This window comes from thiotrophic endosymbiont of Bathymodiolus puteoserpentis (Logatchev), from assembly GCF_900127505.1.
In the GTDB taxonomy this organism is placed as follows: Bacteria; Pseudomonadota; Gammaproteobacteria; order PS1; family Pseudothioglobaceae; genus Thiodubiliella.
This window is the reverse complement of record NZ_UEXF01000027.1, coordinates 67,250-91,169: the sequence shown is the minus strand read 5'-3', so window position 1 is coordinate 91,169 and position 23,920 is coordinate 67,250. Positions and strand designations below refer to the sequence as shown.

At 37.9% G+C, this 23,920-nt stretch carries 17 protein-coding genes and 1 tRNA gene; 16 read left to right on the top strand and 2 right to left on the bottom strand.

The annotated features are described in order from the left end of the window. The first annotated feature begins 70 nt into the window (after positions 1-70). The 16 genes from BHECKSOX2_RS04215 to dnaE all read left to right on the top strand — a co-directional run bounded on the left by BHECKSOX2_RS04215 (position 71) and on the right by dnaE (position 20,075). Positions 71-146, top strand: a tRNA-Trp gene (locus tag BHECKSOX2_RS04215). A gap of 16 nt (positions 147-162) precedes the next feature. Then, the gene (gene secE, locus BHECKSOX2_RS04210) at positions 163-537 is read left to right on the top strand and encodes a preprotein translocase subunit SecE (RefSeq protein WP_090715626.1); all 375 of its coding nucleotides are present in this window, start codon (positions 163-165) and stop codon (positions 535-537) included. Positions 538-553: 16 nt separating this feature from the next. Next, entirely contained in the window at positions 554-1,087 is a 534-nt protein-coding gene (gene nusG, locus BHECKSOX2_RS04205) for a transcription termination/antitermination protein NusG (RefSeq protein ID WP_139682595.1), read from the top strand. Between the two features lie 67 nt (positions 1,088-1,154). Continuing rightward, positions 1,155-1,583, top strand: coding sequence for a 50S ribosomal protein L11 (gene rplK / locus BHECKSOX2_RS04200; RefSeq protein WP_090715622.1), 429 nt, complete (start codon positions 1,155-1,157; stop codon positions 1,581-1,583). A 4-nt stretch (positions 1,584-1,587) separates the two neighbouring features. Then, positions 1,588-2,283: a 50S ribosomal protein L1 gene (rplA, locus tag BHECKSOX2_RS04195; RefSeq protein ID WP_139682594.1), complete on the top strand. Its 696-nt coding sequence runs from the start codon at positions 1,588-1,590 to the stop codon at positions 2,281-2,283. 199 nt (positions 2,284-2,482) lie between these two features. Continuing rightward, positions 2,483-3,004 (top strand): 50S ribosomal protein L10, encoded by a 522-nt coding sequence (gene rplJ, locus BHECKSOX2_RS04190; protein WP_090715616.1) that lies wholly within the window; start codon positions 2,483-2,485, stop codon positions 3,002-3,004. 28 nt (positions 3,005-3,032) lie between these two features. After that, positions 3,033-3,413: a 50S ribosomal protein L7/L12 gene (gene rplL, locus BHECKSOX2_RS04185; RefSeq protein WP_139682593.1), complete on the top strand. Its 381-nt coding sequence runs from the start codon at positions 3,033-3,035 to the stop codon at positions 3,411-3,413. Between the two features lie 188 nt (positions 3,414-3,601). Next, complete coding sequence (rpoB, locus tag BHECKSOX2_RS04180) at positions 3,602-7,684, top strand: DNA-directed RNA polymerase subunit beta (RefSeq protein WP_139682599.1); 4,083 nt, start codon at positions 3,602-3,604, stop codon at positions 7,682-7,684. A gap of 14 nt (positions 7,685-7,698) precedes the next feature. Beyond that, entirely contained in the window at positions 7,699-11,895 is a 4,197-nt protein-coding gene (gene rpoC / locus BHECKSOX2_RS04175; RefSeq protein ID WP_139682592.1) for a DNA-directed RNA polymerase subunit beta', read from the top strand. A gap of 409 nt (positions 11,896-12,304) precedes the next feature. Beyond that, positions 12,305-13,765, top strand: a complete 1,461-nt coding sequence (gene trpE, locus BHECKSOX2_RS04170; RefSeq protein WP_139682591.1) for an anthranilate synthase component I — start codon at positions 12,305-12,307, stop codon at positions 13,763-13,765. Between the two features lie 124 nt (positions 13,766-13,889). After that, positions 13,890-14,300 carry a sulfur oxidation c-type cytochrome SoxX gene (soxX, locus tag BHECKSOX2_RS04165; protein ID WP_090716778.1) on the top strand — a complete coding sequence of 137 codons (411 nt, stop codon included), beginning with the start codon at positions 13,890-13,892 and terminating at the stop codon, positions 14,298-14,300. Positions 14,301-14,315: 15 nt separating this feature from the next. Then, complete coding sequence (locus tag BHECKSOX2_RS04160; protein ID WP_139682590.1) at positions 14,316-14,759, top strand: thiosulfate oxidation carrier protein SoxY; 444 nt, start codon at positions 14,316-14,318, stop codon at positions 14,757-14,759. 34 nt (positions 14,760-14,793) lie between these two features. Beyond that, positions 14,794-15,096: a thiosulfate oxidation carrier complex protein SoxZ gene (soxZ, locus tag BHECKSOX2_RS04155; protein ID WP_090716782.1), complete on the top strand. Its 303-nt coding sequence runs from the start codon at positions 14,794-14,796 to the stop codon at positions 15,094-15,096. A 26-nt stretch (positions 15,097-15,122) separates the two neighbouring features. Continuing rightward, positions 15,123-15,986, top strand: coding sequence for a sulfur oxidation c-type cytochrome SoxA (soxA, locus tag BHECKSOX2_RS04150; RefSeq protein WP_139682589.1), 864 nt, complete (start codon positions 15,123-15,125; stop codon positions 15,984-15,986). Between the two features lie 11 nt (positions 15,987-15,997). Further along, positions 15,998-16,342: a hypothetical protein gene (locus tag BHECKSOX2_RS04145; RefSeq protein ID WP_139682588.1), complete on the top strand. Its 345-nt coding sequence runs from the start codon at positions 15,998-16,000 to the stop codon at positions 16,340-16,342. A gap of 253 nt (positions 16,343-16,595) precedes the next feature. Then, positions 16,596-20,075 carry a DNA polymerase III subunit alpha gene (gene dnaE, locus BHECKSOX2_RS04140; RefSeq protein ID WP_139682587.1) on the top strand — a complete coding sequence of 1,160 codons (3,480 nt, stop codon included), beginning with the start codon at positions 16,596-16,598 and terminating at the stop codon, positions 20,073-20,075. Here dnaE and BHECKSOX2_RS04135 read toward each other — a convergent pair. Both BHECKSOX2_RS04135 and coaBC read right to left on the bottom strand, forming a co-directional pair. Continuing rightward, a complete protein-coding gene (locus BHECKSOX2_RS04135; protein ID WP_245391312.1) occupies positions 20,072-22,309 on the bottom strand; it encodes a DNA internalization-related competence protein ComEC/Rec2 in 2,238 nt (745 codons plus the stop codon). The genes dnaE and BHECKSOX2_RS04135 overlap by 4 nt on opposite strands. 416 nt (positions 22,310-22,725) lie before the next feature. Continuing rightward, the gene (gene coaBC / locus BHECKSOX2_RS04130) at positions 22,726-23,919 is read right to left on the bottom strand and encodes a bifunctional phosphopantothenoylcysteine decarboxylase/phosphopantothenate--cysteine ligase CoaBC (RefSeq protein WP_139682585.1); all 1,194 of its coding nucleotides are present in this window, start codon (positions 23,917-23,919) and stop codon (positions 22,726-22,728) included. Position 23,920: the final 1 nt, after the last annotated feature.

Here is a 23,920-nt window from a genome sequence, read left to right as displayed (position 1 = left end):
TCAATTTTGAGTCTTATAAAAAATACCTTTAGCAGTCCATAGGATTGGTAGAGGCATTTTTTTTAATTTTAGGCAAGTGGCTCAATTGGTAGAGTGGCGGTCTCCAAAACCGTTGGTTGGGGGTTCGAGTCCCTCCTTGCCTGCCATATTAAAGGATGTAATGTGAGTAAGAATGTAGAGAATCAAGTTAGATCAGAATCATCAATAGGCGTGATTGTATCGCTTCTAATTGTAGTGGGTTTTCTTGCGCTTTTCTATTTAGACCCGTTGGAGTTAAATGTAACACTTTATAAGGTGTTAGTTTTACTGGCGGGTTTAGTAATAGCAGGATTTGTGTTTTTCAAATCGCCACAAGGCATCCAATTTAGTGCGTTTTTAAAAGAAACAAAAATTGAATTACGCAAAGTTGTTTGGCCGACGAAGGATGAAACTATTAAGACAACCGGCATGATTATGGTAGCGGTAATTATCGTCGCTATTTTCTTGTGGATTGTTGATGCATTCTTTACTTGGGCTGTGCAATTATTAACAAATTAAAAAGAGGTTTTTAAAGATGTCTAAAAGATGGTATGTACTCCACGCGAGAAGCGGTTATGAAGCAAAAGTAAAGGCCACAATTGAAGAGGCAATTGATAGAGAAGGGCTATCAGACTTACTTGGTGATGTCATGATTCCAACTGAGAAAGTGGTAGAGTTAAAAGATGGACAGAAGAAAACAGCTGAGCGTAAATTTTTCCCAGGTTATATGTTAATCAATATGGAATTAACTGAGCCAAGTTGGTTATTGGTAAAAAATACCAACAATGTGATTGGATTTATTGGCGGGTCTTCGGGTAAGCCATCGCCAATTACACAGCGTGAGGTTGATAAGATTATGGCACGCGTGCAAGAAGGTGCTGACAAGCCTAAGCCCAAGGTTGCTTATCAACCAGGTGAAGAAATTTTGGTTATTGATGGTCCATTTAATGAGTTTAATGGTACGGTTGAATCAGTTGATTATGAAAAGAATTTACTGAAAGTAGAGGTGTTGATTTTTGGACGCACTACACCAGTAGAATTAGAGTTTTCTCAAGTACAGAAGACTTAATTTAACAGGGGAGCTCTTAACACAGCGCTTGCACCCAAAATGAGGGAAAACCCTCGAGGAAAGAAAAATGGCTAAGAAAATTGAATCCTATATTAAGCTGCAGATTCCAGCACAAGAGGCAAATCCATCACCTCCAGTAGGCCCGGCATTAGGTCAACATGGTGTGAATATTATGGATTTCTGTAAAGCGTTCAACGCTTCAACGCAAGACATTGATAAAGGTATGAAGGTGCCAGTGGTTATCACAGTTTATAGTGATCGTAGTTTTACCTTTATTACTAAGACACCGCCAGCAGCATTGTTAATTTTAAAAGTAACAGGCATTAAAAAAGGCAGTGGTGTGCCACATACTGACAAAGTTGGCAAGATTACTCGTGCACAATTAGAAGAAGTTGCAAGTATTAAAATGAAAGATTTAAATGCAAATGATATGGATGCAGCAGTGAGTATTATTGCTGGTACAGCCCGTTCAATGGGTGTTGAAGTGGAGGGCTGAGACAATGGCTAAATTAACAAAAAAACAAAAAAATATCGAAGAAAAAATTGAAGCTGATAAGCGTTATGCAATGATTGAAGCGTTGACATTATTAAAAGAGTGTTCAACAGCAAAATTTGATGAGTCTATTGATGTGAGTGTCAATCTTGGTGTTGATGCAAATAAATCTGACCAAAATGTACGTGGCGCAGTAGTTTTGCCAAACGGTACTGGAAAATCAGTGCGTGTTGCGGTATTTACGCAAGGTGATAATATAGAAAAAGCAAAAGCAGCGGGTGCTGATGTTGTTGGTATGGAGGACTTAATGAAATCAATGCAGGATGGTGACCTTAACTACGATGTTGTGATTGCTTCTCCAGATGCAATGGGTGTTGTTGGTCGTTTAGGTCAAATATTAGGTCCTCGTGGTTTGATGCCTAATCCTAAAGTCGGCACAGTAACACCAGATGTTGCAACTGCGGTTAATAATGCAAAAGCAGGTCAGGTGCGCTATCGTACGGACAAAGCGGCGATTATTCATGCTGGCATTGGTAAAGCTTCATTTACTGCAGATGCATTGGCTGAAAATATTACTGCTTTAATGGAAGCATTGAAAAAAGCAAAACCTAGTTCGGCTAAGGGTATTTACTTTAAAAAAATAAGTGTTTCATCAACGATGGGTCCAGGCCTAAGTGTTGATTTAGCCTCAGTAGATATTTAGTTTAGACTAAAAAAAATTCTTTTAGGTCTTAGAATTATTCTATGACCTCAAAGACCATAGGTGCAGATATTCCTCCTGGAGTGTTTGTTTAAGTGAGTGGTAACACACTCAGCCTATGTAGAGGGTATGAGAATACTCTAGGGTGAAAGTTATAAAATTTTATAACTTTCTTTTTTAAACTGTTTAGGAGAGAGACAAAATGGCTCTAAATCTTGAAGCAAAAAAAGTTGTTGTTAAGCAAGTAAATGCACTCGCACAGAGTAGTATTTCTGTTGGTGTAGCTGAGTATCGCGGGTTAACAGTTGAGCAAATGACTAATCTACGTGCTAGCGCAATAGATGCAAATGTTTCTTTACGCGTCGTAAAAAATACCTTGGCAAAAAGAGCGTTAGAGAATACAGCGTGTGAATGTGTGATGCCTGTGTTGAGCGGACCGGTAGTTCTTGGTTTTTCACAAGAAGACCCAGGTGCGGTGGCACGAGTATTCAAAGATTTCGTTAAGGAAAACGAAGATTTAGTTGTTAGAGGTCTGGGTGTTTCAGGTGACTTTGTGGAAGCAAGTGAACTTAAGCGCATTGCAGATTTGCCAACTAAAGACCAAGCGATTAGCTTAGTGATGGCATTGATGTTGGCACCAGTTGAAAAACTAGCAAGGAGTCTAAATGATGTTCTTGGTCAAGTGACTCGAGTGGTTTCAGCAGTGGCACAACAAAAACAATAATAAATATAAATAAAAAGGAGTAAATATCATGGCTAAATTAACCAATGAAGATATTTTAAATGCAATTGCTGATATGTCAGTAATGGATGTTGTTGAACTGGTTTCAGCAATGGAAGAGAAGTTTGGTGTATCTGCTGCTGTAGCAGCAGCACCAGTTGCAGCAGCGGCAGATGCTAGTGCAGCAGCGGTAGAAGAAAAAGACGAGTTTGATGTAATGTTGACTAGTTTTGGTGAGAAGAAAGTTGCTGTTATTAAAGCAGTACGCGGTATCACTGGTCTTGGTCTTAAAGAGGCTAAAGATATGGTTGAATCAGCACCTGTTGCCATTAAAGAAGGCGCGTCTAAAGCAGAATCTGAAGATGTCAAGAAGCAGCTTGAAGAAGCTGGTGCTAGCGTAGAACTTAAATAATTAGCTCTACGAAAAACCCAGAATCCCCGTGAGGGGATTTTGGTGTTTTTGTACTCTTATTGAGTGCGTTATCAGTCTATAAAGGTTTATAGATTGACCCTATTATTAAAAGAGGTTTTTTGATCTCTTAGAGACTTTCTTAATAGATTGTCTTTTTTAAATTGTAAGATTAAATAATGCGAGGTATTATGGCTTATTCATTTACTGAAAAAAAGCGAATTAGAAATAATTTTGGTTCAAGAGAATCAATTTTAACTGAACCAGATTTACTGGCTATCCAGATTGAATCGTTTAACGGTTTTATTCAAGCAGGCAAAGAAGAAAAAGAAGATGTTGGCTTGCATGCAGTTTTTCAATCTGTTTTTCCAATTACAGCGAATAACGGTTATGCAGAAATTGAATATGTAGATTATGAACTACAACAGCCGAAATTTAATGTTGAAGAGTGTAAATTACGCGGCACTACTTTTGCTTCAATATTGCGTGTTAAATTAAATTTAGTTTTATTTGATAAAAATGGTTCAACTTTAAAGAAGAAGCGAAAAATTAAGCAAGTTATTGAAGAAGATGTTTATTTAGGTCAATTGCCATTGATGACTGACACAGGTACTTTTGTTATTAATGGTACTGAGCGTGTTGTGGTATCTCAATTGCATAGGTCACCAGGTGTTATTTTTGAACACGATAAAGGCAAGACGCACTCTTCAGGTAAGATTTTATTCTCATCTCGTATTATTCCTTACCGTGGTTCATGGTTGGATTTTGAATTTGACCATCACGAGCATTTATATGTGCGAATTGACCGTCGTCGTAAATTACCAGCAACTACATTATTGCGTGCAATGGGCCTTGATTCAAGTGTAATTCTTGATACATTTTTTGAGAAACTTGATGTTACGCTTAAAGCAAAATCTTGCGATGTGGGTTTATCTCCTGCCAAATTACGCGGTACAATTGCTGAATTTGATATTAAGTCAGGTAAAGATGTTGTGATTGAAAAAGGTCGTCGTATTACGACTAAGCACACAAAAATCTTAGAAAAAGAAGGCGTAAAATCAATTAATACACCATTTGAGTATTTATTAGATAAAGTTGTTTCGCAGGATGTTATCGATAAAGAAACAGGTGAAATTCTAATCGCTGCTAATACAGTTATTAGCGAAGAAGTATTAGAATTAATCATAGCTAACAAGATTAAGAAACTTGAAATCCTTTATATCAATGAATCTGAGACAGGTGCTTATATTTCTGATACTTTGCGCTTAGATGAGACGCAAACTGAAATTGAAGCGCGTATGTCTATTTATCATGTGATGCGCCCAGGTGAGCCAGCAACGGAAGATGCGGTTAATTTATTGTTTAACAATCTATTCTTTAAGAATGAACGCTATGATCTTTCTAAGGTAGGTCGTATGAAGCTTAATCGTCGTTTAGGCATTGAGGCTGAAACAGGCGAACATGTGTTGATGAACGAAGATATTTTGAATGTTGTTAAATTACTAATTAACATTAAAGATGGTAAGGATTCTGTTGATGATGTTGATACGCTTGCGAATAGACGCGTAAGAGCAATCGGTGAAATGATTGAGAACCAATTTAGAATTGGTTTAGTACGCGTTGAAAAGGCAGTTAAAGAAGGTCTGAACTTAGCTGAAACAGATGAATTAACACCACAAGATTTGATTAATTCTAATCCAGTGTCAGCTGCGGTTAAAGAGTTTTTTGGTTCTTCTCAGTTGTCTCAATTTATGGACCAAGTAAATCCATTATCAGGTATCACACACAAGCGTCGTATTTCTGCTTTAGGTCCAGGTGGTTTGACGCGTGAGCGTGCTGGTTTTGAAGTACGCGATGTTCATCCATCACACTATGGTCGCCTATGTCCAATTGAAACACCAGAAGGTCCAAATATTGGTTTGATTAATACGCTGGCAGTTTATGCTAAAACCAATAATTACGGCTTTTTAGAGACGCCGTATCAAGTGGTTAAGAGTGGTAAGGTCACTGATGAAGTTATTTATGTTTCTGCGATTGATGAAATCACACATACTATTGCACAGGCAAATGCCAGTGTTGATACAAAAGGTAAGCTGATGGATGATTTAATTTCTTGTCGTCATAAGAATGAATTTGTTTTGGTAAATTCTGAAGATGTCACTTTAATTGATATTGACTCTAAGCAAATTGCATCCGTGGCAGCATCGTTGATTCCGTTCTTAGAGCATGATGACGCGAACCGTGCGTTAATGGGTTCAAATATGCAGCGTCAAGCGGTACCAACACTTCGTGCTGAGAAGCCTTTAGTTGGTACAGGTATTGAGCGTGTTGTAGCAACGGATTCTCGTGTTTGTGTGACTGCTAAACATAGTGGTGTGGTTGAAGCGGTTGATGCTTCTCGTATCGTTATTCGTGTTGATTCTAAACAGACTAAAGTTAGTGAATTGGGTGTTGATATTTACAACCTTACAAAATACGCGCGCTCTAATCAGAATACTTGTATTAACCAAAAACCTTTGGTTAAAACTGGCGATAAAATATTAGCAGGTGATGTTTTGGCTGACGGTCCTTCAACAGATTTAGGTGAATTGGCGTTGGGTCAAAATATGAAAATCGCTTTTATGCCATGGAATGGCTATAATTTTGAAGATTCAATTTTAATTTCTGAACGTGTTATACAAGAAGACCGCTACACTACCATTCATATTGAAGAATTGACTTCTTATGCGCGTGACACTACTTTAGGTCCTGAGGAAATCACAGCTGATATTCCGAATGTTAGTGAATCTGCGCTTGCTAAACTTGATGAAGTTGGTGTGGTTTATGTTGGTGCTCGTGTTAAGGGTGGCGATATTTTGGTGGGTAAAGTGACACCTAAGAGTGAAACTGTACTTTCTCCAGAAGAGAAATTATTGCGTGCTATTTTTGGTGAAAAAGCCAACAATGTCAAAGACTCTTCGTTGCGTATTGGTGCATCAAAATCTGGTGTAGTTATTGATGTACAGGTCTTTACCCGTGATAGCGTTGAAAAGGACGCAAGAGCACAAAGTATTGATGAAAACAGATTGGCGAAAATCAGGAAAGATATTGACGATGAGTTTGGTATTATTGATGGTGATATTTTCCGTCGTATTCGCCTCAAACTTTCAGGTAATGAAGTAACAAAAGCTGTTGCTGGTATTAAGGCGGGTGAGAAACTAAGTGCTAAAAATATGAAACCTTTAACCAATGAAGAGTTTGCAAAGCTTAAAGTAAAAGATGTAGCTGTTAATAAAGAAGTAGCAGTATTGGTTAAACAGGCTAAAGCGAAACAAGTTGAGTTTGATGCTTTCTTTAAAAATGAACGCGCTAAGATTAACGAAGATGCAGAACTGCCACCAGGTGTCATGAAGATGGTTAAAGTTTATGTGGCGACGCGTAAAACACTCCAAGTGGGTGATAAGATGGCGGGTCGTCATGGTAATAAAGGTGTTATTTCACGCGTATCTCCAGTGGAAGATATGCCTTATTTAGCAGATGGCTCTACTATTGATGTTGTGCTTAATCCGCTAGGTGTACCCTCTCGAATGAATGTTGGGCAGGTGCTAGAAGTTCACTTAGGTTATGCAGCCAAAGGCTTAGGCTACAAGATTGCTGCGATGCTGGATGAAAAACGCACTGAAATGGTCAAGGAAATTAGATCCTTCTTAGATAAGGTTTATAATTCTTACGGTAAGACAGAGGATTTAAACAGCTTTAACGATGAAGAAATTATTGAATTGGCAAACAACCTTCGTGAAGGCGTGCCAATGGCAACACCAGTATTTGATGGTATTAAAGAAAAAGACATTAAATCATTATTAAAGTTGGCTGATTTACCAGAATCTGGTCAAGAACAACTTTACGATGGCCGCACAGGTGAAGCATTTGACCGCCCAATAACAGTTGGTTATATGCATATGTTGAAGCTTAATCATTTAGTTGACGACAAGATGCATGCACGCTCAACAGGGCCTTATTCATTAGTAACGCAGCAACCACTCAGTGGTAAAGCACAATTTGGTGGTCAGCGTTTTGGTGAGATGGAAGTTTGGGCATTAGAGGCTTATGGTGCAGCACACACATTGCGTGAGATGTTAACCGTTAAATCAGACGATGTTACTGGTCGTGCGAAGATGTATAAGAGCATTGTTGACGGGGTGAATTTGACTGAGTCAGTCATGCCAGAATCCTTTAATGTATTGGTTAAAGAAATTCGTTCATTAGGTATTGATGTTGAACTTGAACAACACTAATTAGGAGTGTAAATATGAAAGATTTATTACAAATTTTAAAACAGCAAAACAAAGAGCAAGATTTTGATGCCATTAGAGTTGGCCTGGCTTCTCCTGAGAAGATTCGTTCGTGGTCGTATGGCGAGGTAAAAAAACCTGAAACCATTAACTATCGCACTTTTAAACCTGAAAGAGAAGGCTTGTTTTGTGCTAAAGTTTTCGGTCCAATGAAAGACTTTGAGTGTTTATGTGGCAAATACAAGCGTATGAAATTCCGTAATGTTGTCTGTGAAAAATGTGGTGTTGAAGTAACCCTATCAAAGGTGCGTCGTGAACGCATGGGTCATATCAACTTAGCGGCACCAGTAGCGCATATTTGGTATTTAAAATCGTTACCATCGCGTCTTGGACTATTGATGGATATGACATTAAAAGATATTGAGCGTGTTTTATATTTTGAGGCATTCTTAGTCACAGACCCAGGCTCAACACCATTAATATATAAGCAGTTGTTGACTGAAGAGATGTATTATGATGCACTTGATGAATATGGCGATGATGAGTTTGAGGCAAAAATGGGTGCAGAAGCTATCCAAGACATTCTAAAAGAAATGCAACTTGAAAAAGAAGCGGCAAACCTTCGTGAAGATAGTCTTAACACCAAAAGCCAGACTAAGCTTAAGAAGTATAATAAGCGTTTGAAGTTGGTTGATTCTTTGATTCAATCAGGTAATAAGCCTGAGTGGATGGTGCTTAATGTGTTACCAATTCTTCCACCAGACCTGCGCCCATTAGTGCCGTTAGATGGCGGTCGTTTTGCGACTTCTGATTTGAATGATTTATACCGTCGTGTTATTAATCGTAATAATCGTTTAGCGCGTTTATTAGAATTAGATGCCCCTGAAATTATTGTGCGTAACGAAAAGCGTATGTTGCAAGAAGCTGTGGATTCACTGATTGACAATGGTCGTCGTGGCCGTGCGGTAATGGGTAATAACCGTCGTCCGCTTAAATCAATTGCCGATATGATTAAGGGTAAGCAAGGTCGTTTCCGTCAGAACTTACTTGGTAAGCGTGTTGATTATTCAGGTCGTTCAGTGATTGTTTGTGGTCCATATCTTAAATTGCACCAATGTGGATTGCCAAAGAAAATGGCATTAGAATTATTCAAGCCGTTTATTTATAACCGTCTGCAAGCACAAAATTTAGCGTCAACCATTAAAGCTGCGAAGAAAATGGTAGAAGCAGAAACGCCAGAAGTTTGGGATATTTTAGAAAAAGTTGTGCATCAACATCCAGTGTTATTAAACCGTGCACCTACCTTACACCGTTTAGGTATCCAAGCATTTGAGCCATTACTGATTGAAGGCAAGGCAATTCAATTGCATCCACTAGTTTGTGGTGCATTTAACGCTGACTTTGATGGTGACCAAATGGCGGTACATGTACCTTTATCTGAAGAGGCACAATTGGAAGCAAGAACGCTAATGTTGGCTTCTAATAATGTTTTACATCTTGCAAGTGGTGAGCCAATTATCGTGCCTTCACAGGATGTAATCTTGGGTCTTTATTATATGACGCGTGATATGATTAATCAAAAAGGCGAAGGACTAATTTTTGCCAATGCCATTGAAGCATTAAATGCTTATGAATCAGGCGCTACTTCTTTGCACGCCAAAGTTAAATTACGCATTCAAGATTATGAAAAAGTTGATGGTAAATATCAGTCAACCAGCAAGCGTATTGTTGATACCACAGTAGGTCGTGCGATTTTCTCAAGAATTTTGCCAGCTGGATTGTCATTTGATTTGATTAACAAAGCGATTAGCAAGAAAGTAGTGTCAAACTTAATTCATGTTTGTTACCAAACGCAAGAATTAAAAGACACAGTAGTCTTTGCCGACCAAATGATGTATATGGGCTTTCAATACTCAACCAAGTCAGGTATTTCATTTTGTTCAAACGATATGACCATTCCTGATAGTAAAGCGGGCATGATTGATGAGGCAAATACACAAGTTAAAGAGGTTCAGAAGCAGTACGCACAAGGCGTGGTGACTGATGGTGAGCGTTATAACAAGGTGATTGATATTTGGTCACGAACTTCTGAGACTGTTGCGAAAGCAATGATGGACGAAATCGGCTTTGAGAATTTTGAAGACAGTGATGGTAAGATTCAAAAATTGCCATCGTTTAACTCGGTTTATATGATGGCTGACTCTGGTGCGCGTGGTTCACCTGCACAGATGCGTCAGTTAGCGGGTATGCGTGGTCTAATGGCAAAACCAGACGGTTCAATTATTGAAACACCCATTACTTCAAACTTCCGTGAAGGCTTGAATAATATGCAATACTTTATTTCAACACATGGTGCACGTAAAGGTTTGGCTGATACAGCACTTAAAACAGCGAACTCAGGTTACTTGACGCGTCGTTTGGTTGATGTTGCACAAGATTTAGTTGTGAATGAAGAAGATTGTGGTACAGAAAATGGCTTGATGATGAAAGCAACCATTGAGGGTGGTAATATTGTGCAGACATTAGGCAAGGCAGTGTTAGGTCGTGTAATGGCTGAAGATGTTATGGTACCGGATTCAAAGAAAATATTACTACCCAAGGGTCACTTAGTAACATTAGAGGATTCAGACAAGATTAATAAAGTGGGTGTAGAGTCTATTAAGGCGCGTTCTACTATTACTTGTGATGCGCGTTACGGCGTGTGTGCTTCTTGTTATGGTAATGACATGGCACGAGGTCATAAGATTGGTGTTGGTGAAGCAGTTGGTGTGATTGCAGCGCAGTCAATTGGTGAGCCAGGCACACAGTTGACCATGCGTACTTTCCACATTGGTGGTGCAGCATCTGCATCAACAACAGTGAGTAGCATCAATATTGATAATGATGGTATCGCACATTTCGAAAGTCTTAAATCAATCACCAATGTGAATGGCGACTTAGTGGTTATTTCTCGTTCTACTGAGGTTACCATTCGTAATGCCAAAGGTCAAGAGGTTGAGCGATATAAGATTCCTTATGGTGCAATTGCTCATGTTAAAGATGGCGGTAAAGTTAAGGCAAAAGACAAGATTGCGGACTGGGACCCACATACGCATCCCATTATTTCTGAGCAAGCAGGTCGTGTGATTTTTGTTGACTTCGTGGAAGGTATAACGGTCAATAAAAACACAGACCCATTAACGGGGCTTGTTTTCTTCGAAATGATTGATGAAGGTGAACGCTCAGCAGCAGCGAAAGGTTTGAAGCCGATGATTAAAGTCGTTGAAGCAAAAGATTCTGAAGTTGTATTATCAACACACTACTTACCATCAGGAGTTAAGATTAATTTAGAAGACAATCAGGTAATTACAGCAGGTGAAGTTTTAGCGAAGATCCCTAAAGACCAATCTAAGACCAGTGATATTACGGGTGGACTACCGCGTGTTGCAGATTTGTTTGAAGCGCGCAAAGCGAAAGACCATTCAATTCTTGCAGAAGTAAGTGGTATTGTTAGTTTTGGTAATCCGACTAAGTCTAAGGAGCGCTTGATAATTACTTCACAAGAGGGCGAAGCCACTGAGATGATGATTCATAAATGGCGTCAAATTAATGTGTTTGATGGTGAGACTGTTGAAAAGGGTGATGTGATCTCTGATGGACCGTCAAACCCGCATGATATTTTGCGTTTATTAGGCGTAGAAGCACTGGCGAGTTATGTGATTAAAGAGGTGCAGAATGTTTACCGTCTACAAGGTGTAAATATTTCCGATAAGCATATTGAGGTGATTGTTAAACAAATGTTACGCAAGGTAGAAGTGCTTGACACAGGTGATTCTAACTTAGTGAATGGAGAAACAGCTGAGTATGCTCGTGTGATAGATATGAATAAACAGCTAGTAGCACAAGGTAAAGACTTGGTGGTTTATCAAAGATTGCTAATGGGTATTACTAAAGCGTCATTAGCAACTGAGTCATTTATTTCTGCAGCATCGTTCCAAGAGACAACGCGTGTATTAACTGAGGCATCGACTACAGGTCGTGTTGATAATTTACTAGGTCTTAAGGAAAATGTGATTGTTGGTCGTTTAATTCCAGCAGGCACAGGCTTTGTTCATCATCAGGAGCGTAAGGCTCGTCGTGTAGAAAATACCATGCAAACTGCAGAAGCAGAGGCGCAACTTTCAGCTGAATTGAGTGAAGCAGACGCAGAGACGCAAGCATCCGCTGAACAGTAGCAGTTATTACTACTTAAATAAAGAAAGCCATGCTAATGTAAGTTAGCATGGCTTTTTTTATTTTTAGAGGCCTTTGCATAAATAGGGGTGATTGGCAAAAGCCAATTTTTGCCCACTTGGTGATTTTTTTTAAACCTTATTCTAGCAGGGCTAAGGCTGGGTTTAAAGAATCGCCAAGTGGATGAAAAGTGGGTTTCTGATGATGATTCCTATTTATGCAAAGGTCTCTTTTAATATAAAATACGCTTGAGGCTCTTGTATTAATCCAGTGTGATTTAGGGAATGCAGAAAATAGCGCATTTTTATCTAAAAATGAGAATAATAGCTAGCTATTTACCGAGTTTTTGGTGGGAAAGGTGTTGTTTTATGAATTTTATAAATTATATTGGGTTAATACGGGAGTCTCGCCATGAATAAAGCGAATTTTGATAAAACGGTAGCTGATGGATATAACCATATTCCTGTTTACAAAACTATTTCGATTGATACAAATGAAAATACAGCATTAGATTTGTATTTGAAGCTCGCTAACAATCCTTATTCTTATCTTTTTGAATCGGTTGAAGGTGGAGAGAAATGGGGTCGTTATTCAATGATTGGTTTGCATGCGCAAACTGTTATTAAAGTCTTTGACTATGATGTGCGTATTGAGTATCAAGGTGAGTTACTTGAGTCAAATAAGGTAGATGACCCATTGATGTGGGTTGAAGAATATTTAAGTCAGTACAAAGTACCGAAGATAGATGAATTGCCAGATTTTAATGGTGGATTGGTTGGTTATTTTGGTTATGAAATCATTCGTTATATCGAGCCAAAATTAGCCAAAATTAACCAACAAGACGAATTGGGTATGCCTGATATTTTGTTAATGGTGTCTGATGATTTGGTGGTATTTGATAATGTTCTGAATCAAGCATTTATCATTACTCATATTAACCCAGACACGCAAAACTATGAAGATGCACAAGCACGATTAGAGGAAATTTCAAATAAAATCCAAGTGCCATACAAGCGCGAACAGTATCAATCAGATAATTTAAAAGAGCAAGATTTTGTCTCAAGTTTCGGTGAAGACAATTATAAAACTACGGTTGAAAAAATTCAACAATATATTGTTGCAGGTGATGTGATGCAAGTGGTACCATCACAACGATTGAGTAGCAAATTCAGTGCACCACCTGTGGAGTTGTATCGCCAATTACGCTTTTTGAATCCATCACCTTATATGTATTATCTGAATTTAGGTGACAGTGCAATTGTCGGTTCATCACCTGAAATTCTCACGCGTTTTGATGCTAACAACACAGCCACAGTAAGACCTTTGGCGGGTACACGCAAGCGTGGTAGTAATGAAGCAGAAGATTTAGCGTTGGAAAAAGATTTATTGGCAGACGAGAAAGAAATTGCTGAGCATTTAATGCTCATTGATTTAGGTAGAAATGATTTGGGTCGAATTGCCAAAATAGGCAGTGTGAAGTTAACCGATAAAATGTCAATTGAACGATATTCACATGTGATGCATATTGTGTCAAATGTTGAATGTAGCTTGCAAGATGGTATGAGTGCGATTGATGTATTGAGAGCTACTTTTCCAGCAGGCACACTTAGTGGTGCACCTAAGATCCGTGCTATGGAAATTATCAATGAGGTTGAGCCACTTAAGCGCAATATTTATTCAGGTGCGATTGGTTATCTTTCCTGGCACGGTTGCATGGATATGGCAATTGCCATTCGTACCGCAGTCATCAAGGATAAAAAACTCTATGTTCAGGCTGGCGCAGGGGTTGTGCATGATTCAGTGCCACAATCTGAGTGGGATGAAACCATGCATAAGGCGCGTGCGCTTATTAAGGCCGCTGAACAAGTTTAATATATCGTAATATTATGTTTTAATGATAGTCTTGCGTTCGTTTGCAATATAGGTATTATGGCTATCCAGTTGTTCCTATAGAGTCAGCTGAAGGTTTTTATTTTTTAAATAAAGAGGAGAAAAAATGATTAAAAACAAACATTTTTCTACATTAGTATTATCCGCAGTAGTAAGTATCGCAATTCTTGCAACACCTTCTTATGCAGGTAAGAAGGAAGAGAAAGCACTAAAGAAGGCGGCAAAATTGTGTAAACAAACATATCCTGCGAATGTTGAAGGCTGTGCCCCTGCATTTAGTAGAAGTCACGGTAATTGCTTAGGTTGTCATAACATTCAGGGTGGTACGCAGCCAGGTAATGTTGCACCACCACTTGTTGCAATGAAAGCAAGGTTTCCAAATAGAGCGGTTTTGAGAGCACAAATTTGGGATGCAACCGTTAAGAATCCAAATTCTTTAATGCCACCAATGGGCAAGCATAAAATTTTAACTGAAAAGCAAGTTGATTCAGTTACAGATTTTATTCATTCACTATAAACAAGGAGAGTTAAAATGGAAAGAAGATTATTTTTAAAAAGTGCAATAGCAGGTTCTGCAGTTGCAACAGCAGTAGGTGCAGGCTTGCTAACACCGTCAACAGTTTTCGCTGCATCAGCGAAATTCAAAGGTTTGTCAAATACAGCAGTATCAAATGTAGCAAGTGCAGGTAAAGGTTTATTTAAATTCAAAGCCCCTGAGATTGCTGAGAATGGTGCAAAGGTACCAATGGAAGTAAATGCTTCTAAGATAAGTGATGTAACTAATATTTCTTTCTTGGTAAAAGAAAATAGCACGCCATTGGTGGCTTCATTTAATTTGTTTGGTGCAGTTGGCTTTATTTCTACCCGTGTTAAGATGGGTAAAACTTCAGCAGTAGATGCGCTGGTTACTGCAGGTGGTTCTACCACTAAAGTAACGAAAGAAGTTAAAGTAACTATTGGCGGCTGCGGCGGTTAATTCAATATATTAATTATAATTAGGAGAAACTATTATGGCAAAGATTAAATTAAAGCCAAAAGCTAGAAAAGGCGTTATCAGTATTAAAGCGTTAATTAAACACCCAATGGAAACTGGTCTTCGTAAGAAAAAAGGTAAATTAGTTCCTGCAAACCACATTGACCACATGGTTATATTGCACAATGGCAATAAAGTGGTTGATGCAGATATTGGTAGTTCAATGTCTAAAGACCCGTACTTTAAGTTTAAAGTTGCGGGTGTTAAGGGTGACACAATTGAACTTAAATATAAGGATAATAAAGGTAAAACAGGCTCTAAGACTGCAAAGTCCAAGTAATCCTGTTTTTTATTAAGGAGGGAATAATGAAAAAAATTATAACAACAATGGCAGTAGCGGCTTTATTAAGCTCAACTACTGTATTTTCGGCACAGCAGTCGTCAGTTGTTCAGGCTGATATTGATGCATTTCAAGGTCACTTCAAGAAGAAGTTTTCTCACTTGTCGTTAAATGACTTTTCTAAAGGTCCTTATGCAATGAGTGAAGATAAAATGGGGCAGTTTGAAGCAGTGATGGAGATGCCTCCGTTTGAAGATTATATTGAGAAAGGTGAAAAGCTATGGAAGACAGCATTTAAGAATGGTAAAACTTATTCCAGCTGTTTTTCTGGTGGCGATGAAACTATTCGTACGCAATTTCCAAGATGGAATACTGCTAAAAGTAAGGTTGATACTTTAGAGCAGTCCATTGTTGATTGTCGCGTTAAGAATGGCGAGAAGAAAATTAGTACTGGTAAAGGTAAGTTGGCATGGATGTCGGCTTATTTAACCACTATTGCTGAAGGTCAGACGATTAATGTCATTGTTCCAGAAGGCGATGCTAAGGCGTTGGCGGCTTATAAAGATGGTAAAAAATTCTTCTATGCTAAGCGTGGTCAGTTGAATCTTTCTTGTGCAAACTGTCATATAGATTTTGCAGGTCAGCGTATTCGTGGTGACACATTATCACCAGCGTTAGGCCATATTACACACTTCCCTGTATGGCGTGGTAAATGGGCTAAAAAGAAAGGTGATGGTTTTGGTACTATTCAGCGTCGTTATGGTGGTTGTAATAAGCAGGTTCGTGCTAAGCCATTTAAAAGACATAAGAAAGAATATGATAATCTAGAATATTTCCATACTGTGATGAGTAATGGCATGGAGATTTCTGGTACCGAATATAGACAATAAAGGAGAATAACATGAGAAAACTATTATTAATAACATTAACTGCATTTGCTTTGTCTGTCCAAGTTGATTTAGTTGCAGCGGACCATGCACATAATGGGAAGAATTCCCCTTCTGGTAAGGCTTCTGGAATTGAGCTTTCTGCTGCATGTAAAAGTGCAATCTCTGCAGCAAGTGCTGAGAATAGAAAGGCTAAAAAAGTTGGTTTTGAATGGCGTGATACAAAAAAGTTCATTAAACAAGCTAAAAAGGCTGGTGGTAAGAAATGTGTGAAATTGGCCAATAAAGCCAAAGCTCAGGCACTCAATGCTCAGCAGCAGGCTAAAGACCAAGCTAATGCAGGTCCTGTGGGTTTTTAGACTCACCTAACTATCCAAAAAAAATACTCCTTTATTGGGGTATTTTTTTGTCTGTAAGAGATGAGTTTAACGACAAAAATATCAGAGTAGGAAATGATAATTTACTACTTTTAAAAGCATATAGAGGCTTGAAACTTTTTATATTAACTTGTCTTATTAGAGGGCTGAATCTTAAAATTATTTTTATCATTGATTGAGTTAATTTTAAGATTAAAATAAAACTTTTAAAATCCACACACTAAGATTCTTTTAAATGCCTACTGAATTTGTCCACCTTCAATGCCGTAGTGAATACTCTGTTGATAACAGTTTGATTCGTATACCAAAATTAGTCAATCAGGCTAAGAAGTTAGGCATGAGTGCAATTTCATTGACGGACAATGGTAATTTATTTGCCGCTGTAAAACTTTATAAGACGGCAAAAAGTTCTGGTGTTAAACCGATTTTTGGTACTGAAATTGCACTTGAAAATGAAGGTAAAAAATCTTTTTTATTGCTCTTGTGTCAAAATCAACAGGGCTACTTAAATTTATCTGAATTAATCTCTTTGTCTTATCTAAAAGGCGAGGGGATGGAAGGCGCAAGCATTAGTGCTGAACAATTAATTCAGCATAATCAAGGATTGATATTGATTGCACCAGCCGTCCGTAGCGATGTGGCGCAAGCACTAATTGAGAATCAAATACCTAAGGCAAAAGAAAAAGTAGCTATTTGGCAAACCACATTTGGAGATAGATTTTATTTAGGTGTGCAGCGTACGAGCCGTATGCAAGATGAACAGCACCTGCATCTTTGTGTTGAATTGGGTTTGGAGCTTGATATCCCTTTGGTGGCAACTAATGATGTGGCATTCTTAGAAAGTGATGAATTTGAAGCACATGAGGCGCGTATTTGTATTTCTCAAGGTGGCTTGTTAGAGGATGCAAGGCGAGAAAAACATTATTGTGCAGAGCAATATTTAAAATCTGGCGATGAGATGAATACCTTGTTTTCTGATTTGCCTGAGGTGATTACTAATACTGTTGAAATTGCTAAGCGCTGTAATGTACATTTTGAATTATATAAAAAGAATTATTTGCCAGATTTCCCCGTACCTGAAGGGCTTAGCATGGCAAAATTCTTTTCTCAGGAGTCAAAATCAGGATTGGATAAACGCTTAGAAGGGTTAGAAATTGAGCGTGAGATTTATGATGAGCGCTTAGCGTTTGAGCTCTCAGTGATTGTACAAATGGATTTTCCTGGTTATTTTTTAATCGTTGCTGATTTTATTCGTTGGTCTAAAGACAATGGTATACCTGTAGGACCTGGTCGTGGTTCTGGTGCGGGTTCACTAGTGGCGTATGCACTTGGTATTACTAATGTTGACCCGATTAAGCATGAATTATTGTTTGAGCGTTTTTTAAATCCCGAGCGTGTTTCTATGCCAGATTTTGATGTGGATTTCTGTACTGATCGTCGCGATGAAGTGATTGAGTATGTATCGCAAAAATATGGCGCTGAAAAAGTATCGCAAATTATCACTTATGGTACTATGGCGGCTAAGGGTGTGGTGCGTGATGTGGGGCGTGTTTTAGGGCATCCTTATGGTTTTAGTGATCGTATTTCTAAATCTATTCCAAATGATTTAAAGATCAATTTATCGCGTGCATTAGGTCGTTTTTCTGAGGATGAATCTCAAGAAAATAAAGACAAATGGTTTTCAGAAGAATTAACAAATCGATATAACTCTGAGGAAAGTGTAACAACGCTAATAGACCTATCTTTGCAGTTAGAAGGTTTGGTGCGTAATGTGGGTACGCATGCAGGTGGTGTATTAATTGCACCAAGTAAAATTAGTGATTTCTGTCCAGTCTACAAAGCCAGCGCAGAAGATGGTGTGGTTTCGCAATTTGACATGAAAGATGTTGAGGCGCTTGGACTGGTTAAATTTGACTTTTTAGGTTTGTCTAATTTAACGGTCATTGATAAAACTGTTAAGCTTGTTTATGCTAAGGGTCTGAGTGAAGCACTGATTGATATTGATACTTTGTCATTAGATGATAAGGGTGTTTATGATTTATTGCAGCGTTGTGATACCACGGGTATTTTTCAGTTAGAGTCGGAAGGTATGCGTGGTTATCTAAAGAAATTACAAGCAGACTCATTTGAAGACATTGTGGCAATGCTTGCTTTGTATCGTCCAGGTCCACTTGATGCAGGCATGGTAGATGATTATATCAATGTAAAACATGGTAAGCAAGAAGTGAAATACCCGCACCAAATGCTAGAAGACATCTTAAAACCCACTAATGGCGTATTTTTATATCAGGAACAGGTGATGAAGTCTGCACAGGTAATGGCAGATTATTCGCTTGGTGGCGCAGATTTATTGCGTAGGGCGATGGGTAAAAAGATTGCTGAAGAGATGGATGCACAGCGAAGCGTATTTGTTAAGGGTGCGGCAAAACATGATATTGATGAAGATAAAGCCAATGAAATTTTTGACTTAATTGATAAATTCTCAGGTTATGGATTTAACAAGTCACACTCGGTAGCATACGCCTATGTGTCGTATCAAACCGCTTGGCTTAAGGTGCATTATCCCGCTGCTTTCATGGCATCTGTGCTTTCAGGGATGATGACTGATACTGATAGAATTAGTTTTACTGTTGGTGAGACACAAGCCATGGGGCTTATTGTTAAAGTGCCGAGCGTGAATGAATCACTGTATGAATTTAGCATTCAAGATGATAAAACGCTGACTTATGGTTTAGGTGCTATCAAAGGTGTTGGCGAGTCTTTGGTTGAAGTTTTGGTTGCCGAGCGTGAAAAGAATGGTAATTATCAAGACTTGTTTGATTTTTGTATGCGTATAGAAAAGAAAATGCTTAATAAGCGTGCTTTAGAGGCTTTAATTTATAGTGGCGCTCTAGACGGGTTTAAAATTGATAGAGCGATTTTGATTAATACTTATCCAAGTGCAGTGAGGCAAGCAGAGCAACGACAAAACGACCATTCAAGTGGGCAAAGTGGTTTGTTTGCCGAGGCGTCAGAGTGTAATGAGTATGAGGCGAATTATTTATCAGTGCCAAGTTTTTCATTCAGGCAAACGCTGCAATTTGAAAATAAAGTGATGGGCTATTATTTTTACAACCACCCGACTGATGAATATCAGCGTGATTTACAATATATTTCTGCCACTTTTCCTGGTAAGCTAGCATATAGAAACAATAAAGAAGTGCGAGTATTGGCTCTACTGTCTGATGTGTATTATCGAAATACCAAAAATGGCAAGTTAATGGCCTCAATCACACTTGAAGATAGTAAAGCTACATTGAATGGGGTTATTTTTTCCAAAGTGTTAAGCGCAGAGGTAGATGAAAAATATTCTGTGAGTGACGCTTTGGTTATTGATACAGTGGTTGTGGCTTCTGGGAAAATAGAAAGAGATGACTATCGAGATGGCTGGCAATTGGTCGTTGATAAAATTGAAAATATTGATGTGGTGAAAGAAAAGCATGCCAGAAGCTTTGAGATATTGCTCAATAATCAACATATATCGCTGTTTGAAAAACTCTCAACAGTACTCAAACAAAATCAAGGTCAGTGTCCAGTTAGACTGCATTATCAGGTTAAACAATCTAGAGGTTTTGCGCTGCTAGATATCACATATTTCGTTACTCCAAACCAGCAATTAATTGACGAAGTTAATGCATTACTAGGTACTCAATCTAGTCATATTAGTTATAATTAATCCTCGCATTGGCGCAAATAGTAATACGCAGACTCTTTTCTATATTCCTTAATGTTAATTGTATCGCTAAGTAAAACATCAATTTGACCAGAGCAAGAAGTTTTTAATACTTTGATACCATTGGATTGATAACGCTTAATAATGGTTTTAGCAGGGTGTTTAAAGCGATTGTTAAAGCCACTGGATACCACAATCAATGATGGTGATACTGCGTTTAAGAATGCCTGTGTTGAAGATGTTTTGCTGCCATGATGCGGTGCAAGCATAATGGTGCTTTTGAGCTCTTCTTTATTGTTTTGTACAAGATGGTGCTCAGCTTTTCTCTCAATATCACCAGTGAGTAGCACGCTATATTTCTTATTAGAAATTTTAAGCACACAAGAGGTATTGTTACCTTTAAAGCTGGTTTCTTTTTCGGGGTTTAGCATCTTGAACATTATGCCATCCCATTGCCAACTTTGTCCTTTTTGACAAGTCAAAGCTTTTGTTTGAATTTTCTCAGGCACTGAACTAAGTATCTCACCTACCTTGAAATTTTCTAAAATATTATCAAGACCACCAATATGGTCATTATCACCATGAGAAATAACAATCTTATCTAAATATTGAATGTGCTTTGCACGAAGATAAGGCGCAATGACACTCCCTCCAAGATTAAAACCAGAAGGATATTTTGCGCCAGTATCAAACAATAAAACATGGTTTTTGGTTTGCACCACAGTGGCTAATCCTTGAGCGACATCAAGCGTCGTAATTAGTACCGAGTTGTCATCCATTTTAGGGTTAGGTATCAATATCATCAAGCCCAATACAAGTACAGATAGCCAACGAAGTTTTAATGCTTTAGGGAGAATAGCAACACATACAAGTAAGATAAAAAGCGCTAAATCTATCAATGAGGTTTGCGTGTAATGCCATTGATTGAAATCAAATTGTTGTAATTGCTCTAACAAGACGAACAGGTAAACCAATGACTGATTAACAATGGAAAAACTTATCTCTGATAAATAAGTAAGGCCACTAAAAGTCAGCAAGGCGGAGATTAGCGATAGTGGAGTGGCAATAAAACTAAATATTGGAATGGCAATTAAATTTGCAATTGGTGATAAGGCTGAAGTAACAGAAAAAAACCAAATACTAAGCGGCAACGAGGAAAAACTAATGAGTAGTTGTATATAGATTAAGCGATAGAGCCAAGATTTTTCTTGATGTTGCCCAGCACCATAGATAATGATTGCCACCACATAAAATGACAACCAAAAACCAACGCTAAAAACACTTAACGGGTTATGAAGAAGTACCAATATCAATGCCATACCATAGAGTTGCCAAATATCATGATGACGCCTAAGAATAATTGAAATAAACACCACGCTTGCCATAATAAAGGCACGAATTGTTGGAATTGAAAATCCCGAAATCAATGCATATAAAAGTGCAGAGATAAGTCCAAAATAAGCAGCAATAACCTGTGCAGGTATCATGATGCTTAAGCGTGCGGAATAACGCCATAAAAATTGTACCAGTAAGAATACAAAACCAGAGATAAGCCCAATATGTAATCCAGAAATCACGCTAAGGTGAGTGGTATTGGTGGATTTGAATAATGACCACTGTGCATCAGGAATCAAAGAGCGGTCGCCGATAATTAATGCATTAATTACACCGCCAAATGTCTTTTTTTCTATTTGTGGTGAGAGTAAATAGCGAATATCTTGTCTAACTTTATCTATTGAAAATGCACCATCATCGGTATTAATGCGCTGATTATCAGATGAAGTACGCACATAACCTGTGGCATTAATGCGTTTGTAGAATAACCATTTTTCATAATCAAAACTATTTAGATTTTGATAACCATTATTGTGTTTTAATTTTAGTAGTAATTGCCAAGATTCCCCTGTGCGTAAGTTAGGTACTTTGGCGAGGATGGTTTTATTGTTATAATGACTATACCAAGTTAATTTTAAGCGTCCTTGAAAAGGAGAGCTTGCTTTAAAAATAAATTTTGTACTGCGTGAAGTTTTTTCTGGCAATTCAACAATTTCACCTCTGACAAGAATTGGCTTATTGAGGTAATTATCTTGAATTTTAGCACTTAAGATTTGTGTTGATACAACCCCCATCCAAGCAAAACCAAGTACCAAAATCGCTAAATTTAAACTTAGCGGTTTGTGGTGTTTAAATGTCGTGAAAATTGTTAAAAATATCGCAAAAATTACCACCCATTCCATAGGGCTGATTTGCAGTGTATTTTTGAGTGAAAATAACCCAATCCCAAGTAAGAAACTAAGGGCGTAAATTAGCATAAGTAGTGGACATAAAATAACATCATAATTTTTAGCAATCTCATCAGTTTAGAATACGCCAATATTCTGTGAAACACCTGATTTAATGCGTGAAACTTAAAAAGTTTTCCCCATAATGGGAAAAAAGTAAAAAAATGACATATTTATCAAAATTATTTTTTTACATTTTTTTATAAATTATTGATTTTTAATTAAAAAAAATAAATGATTGTTTTTTATTCAAAACCATAAGAAAGCGCAATATATCAATGTTTTTACTTGTTTTTATAGAGATATTAACAGAGTTATCCACATATTTGTGGGTAACTCTATTGAGTGTTGATTTAACAAGGTTTTTTATCTTATAAAAATTGTTCACTGAGTATTTCAATGATTTTTCGACCCAATTTTTGTTTGCTATTTTTTTCAATTTTTATACTGTTTTCTTGGGTTAAAAACAACACCTCATTTTCATCACTTTTAAAGCCTAAATCACACCTAGAAACATCATTTAAAATAATGGCATCACAACCCTTATTTTTTAACTTGTTTTGGGCATTTTCAACTAAATTTTGTGTCTCTGCGGCAAAGCCAATACATAGAGGCTTTTGTGTTAATTTACAGACTGTTTGTAAAATGTCTTTGGTGGGTGTTAATTCTAAAATTAGTGTTTTTTCAGATTTCTTAATTTTATTTTTTTCAATATTTTTTGTCGAATAATCACTCACCGCAGCGCAAGCAATAAAGATATCTTGCCCAGCAATGTTGTCCATGACTGATTGGTACATTTCTCTAGCACTCATTACTGATATTATCTGCGCTTTTTGATTGAGTATGACACTGATATTGCCGTGTACTAATGTCACTTGTGCCCCAGCTTCAATACAAGCATCTGAGAGTGCTGAACCCATCTTGCCACTCGAATGATTGGATAGATATCTAACAGGGTCAATCGCCTCAATGGTTGCACCTAGGGTAATTAGGACTTTTTTGCCACTGAGTTTGGTAGTTTGAAAAATATTCCCAACTTGCTTAGCAATATCAATGGGTTGGGTTAAGCGACCTTCACCGATATCGCCACAAGCCTGCTTACCACTCTCAGGCGCAATGATTAAAGTTTGGTGCTTAGTCAATGTTTTCAAGTTTGCTTGCACACTAGCAGAAGCATACATTTGTTGATTCATTGCAGGTGCAATAAGTATTGGGCAATCACTCGCCAAGACGACACTACTCAGTAAATCATCAGCCTTTCCTGAGGCCAGATTAGCAATGGTGTTGGCACTGGTAGGTGCAATTAAAATAGCATCAGCCCATTTGGCTAATTCAATATGTCCCATGGAGAGCTCAACTTCCTTGTCCCAGAGATTATCATGCACTTTGTTTCTCGAAGTCACCTGTAATGATAACTCAGTAATAAACTGCGAGCCACCTTGAGTGAGTATGACGCGCACCTCAGCACCCAAATCTTGCAAGCGACGAACAATGTCAGGCGCTTTGTAAGCGGCAATTGAGCCACTAACACCTAAGATGATATTTTTATTTGTTAATGATGTCATG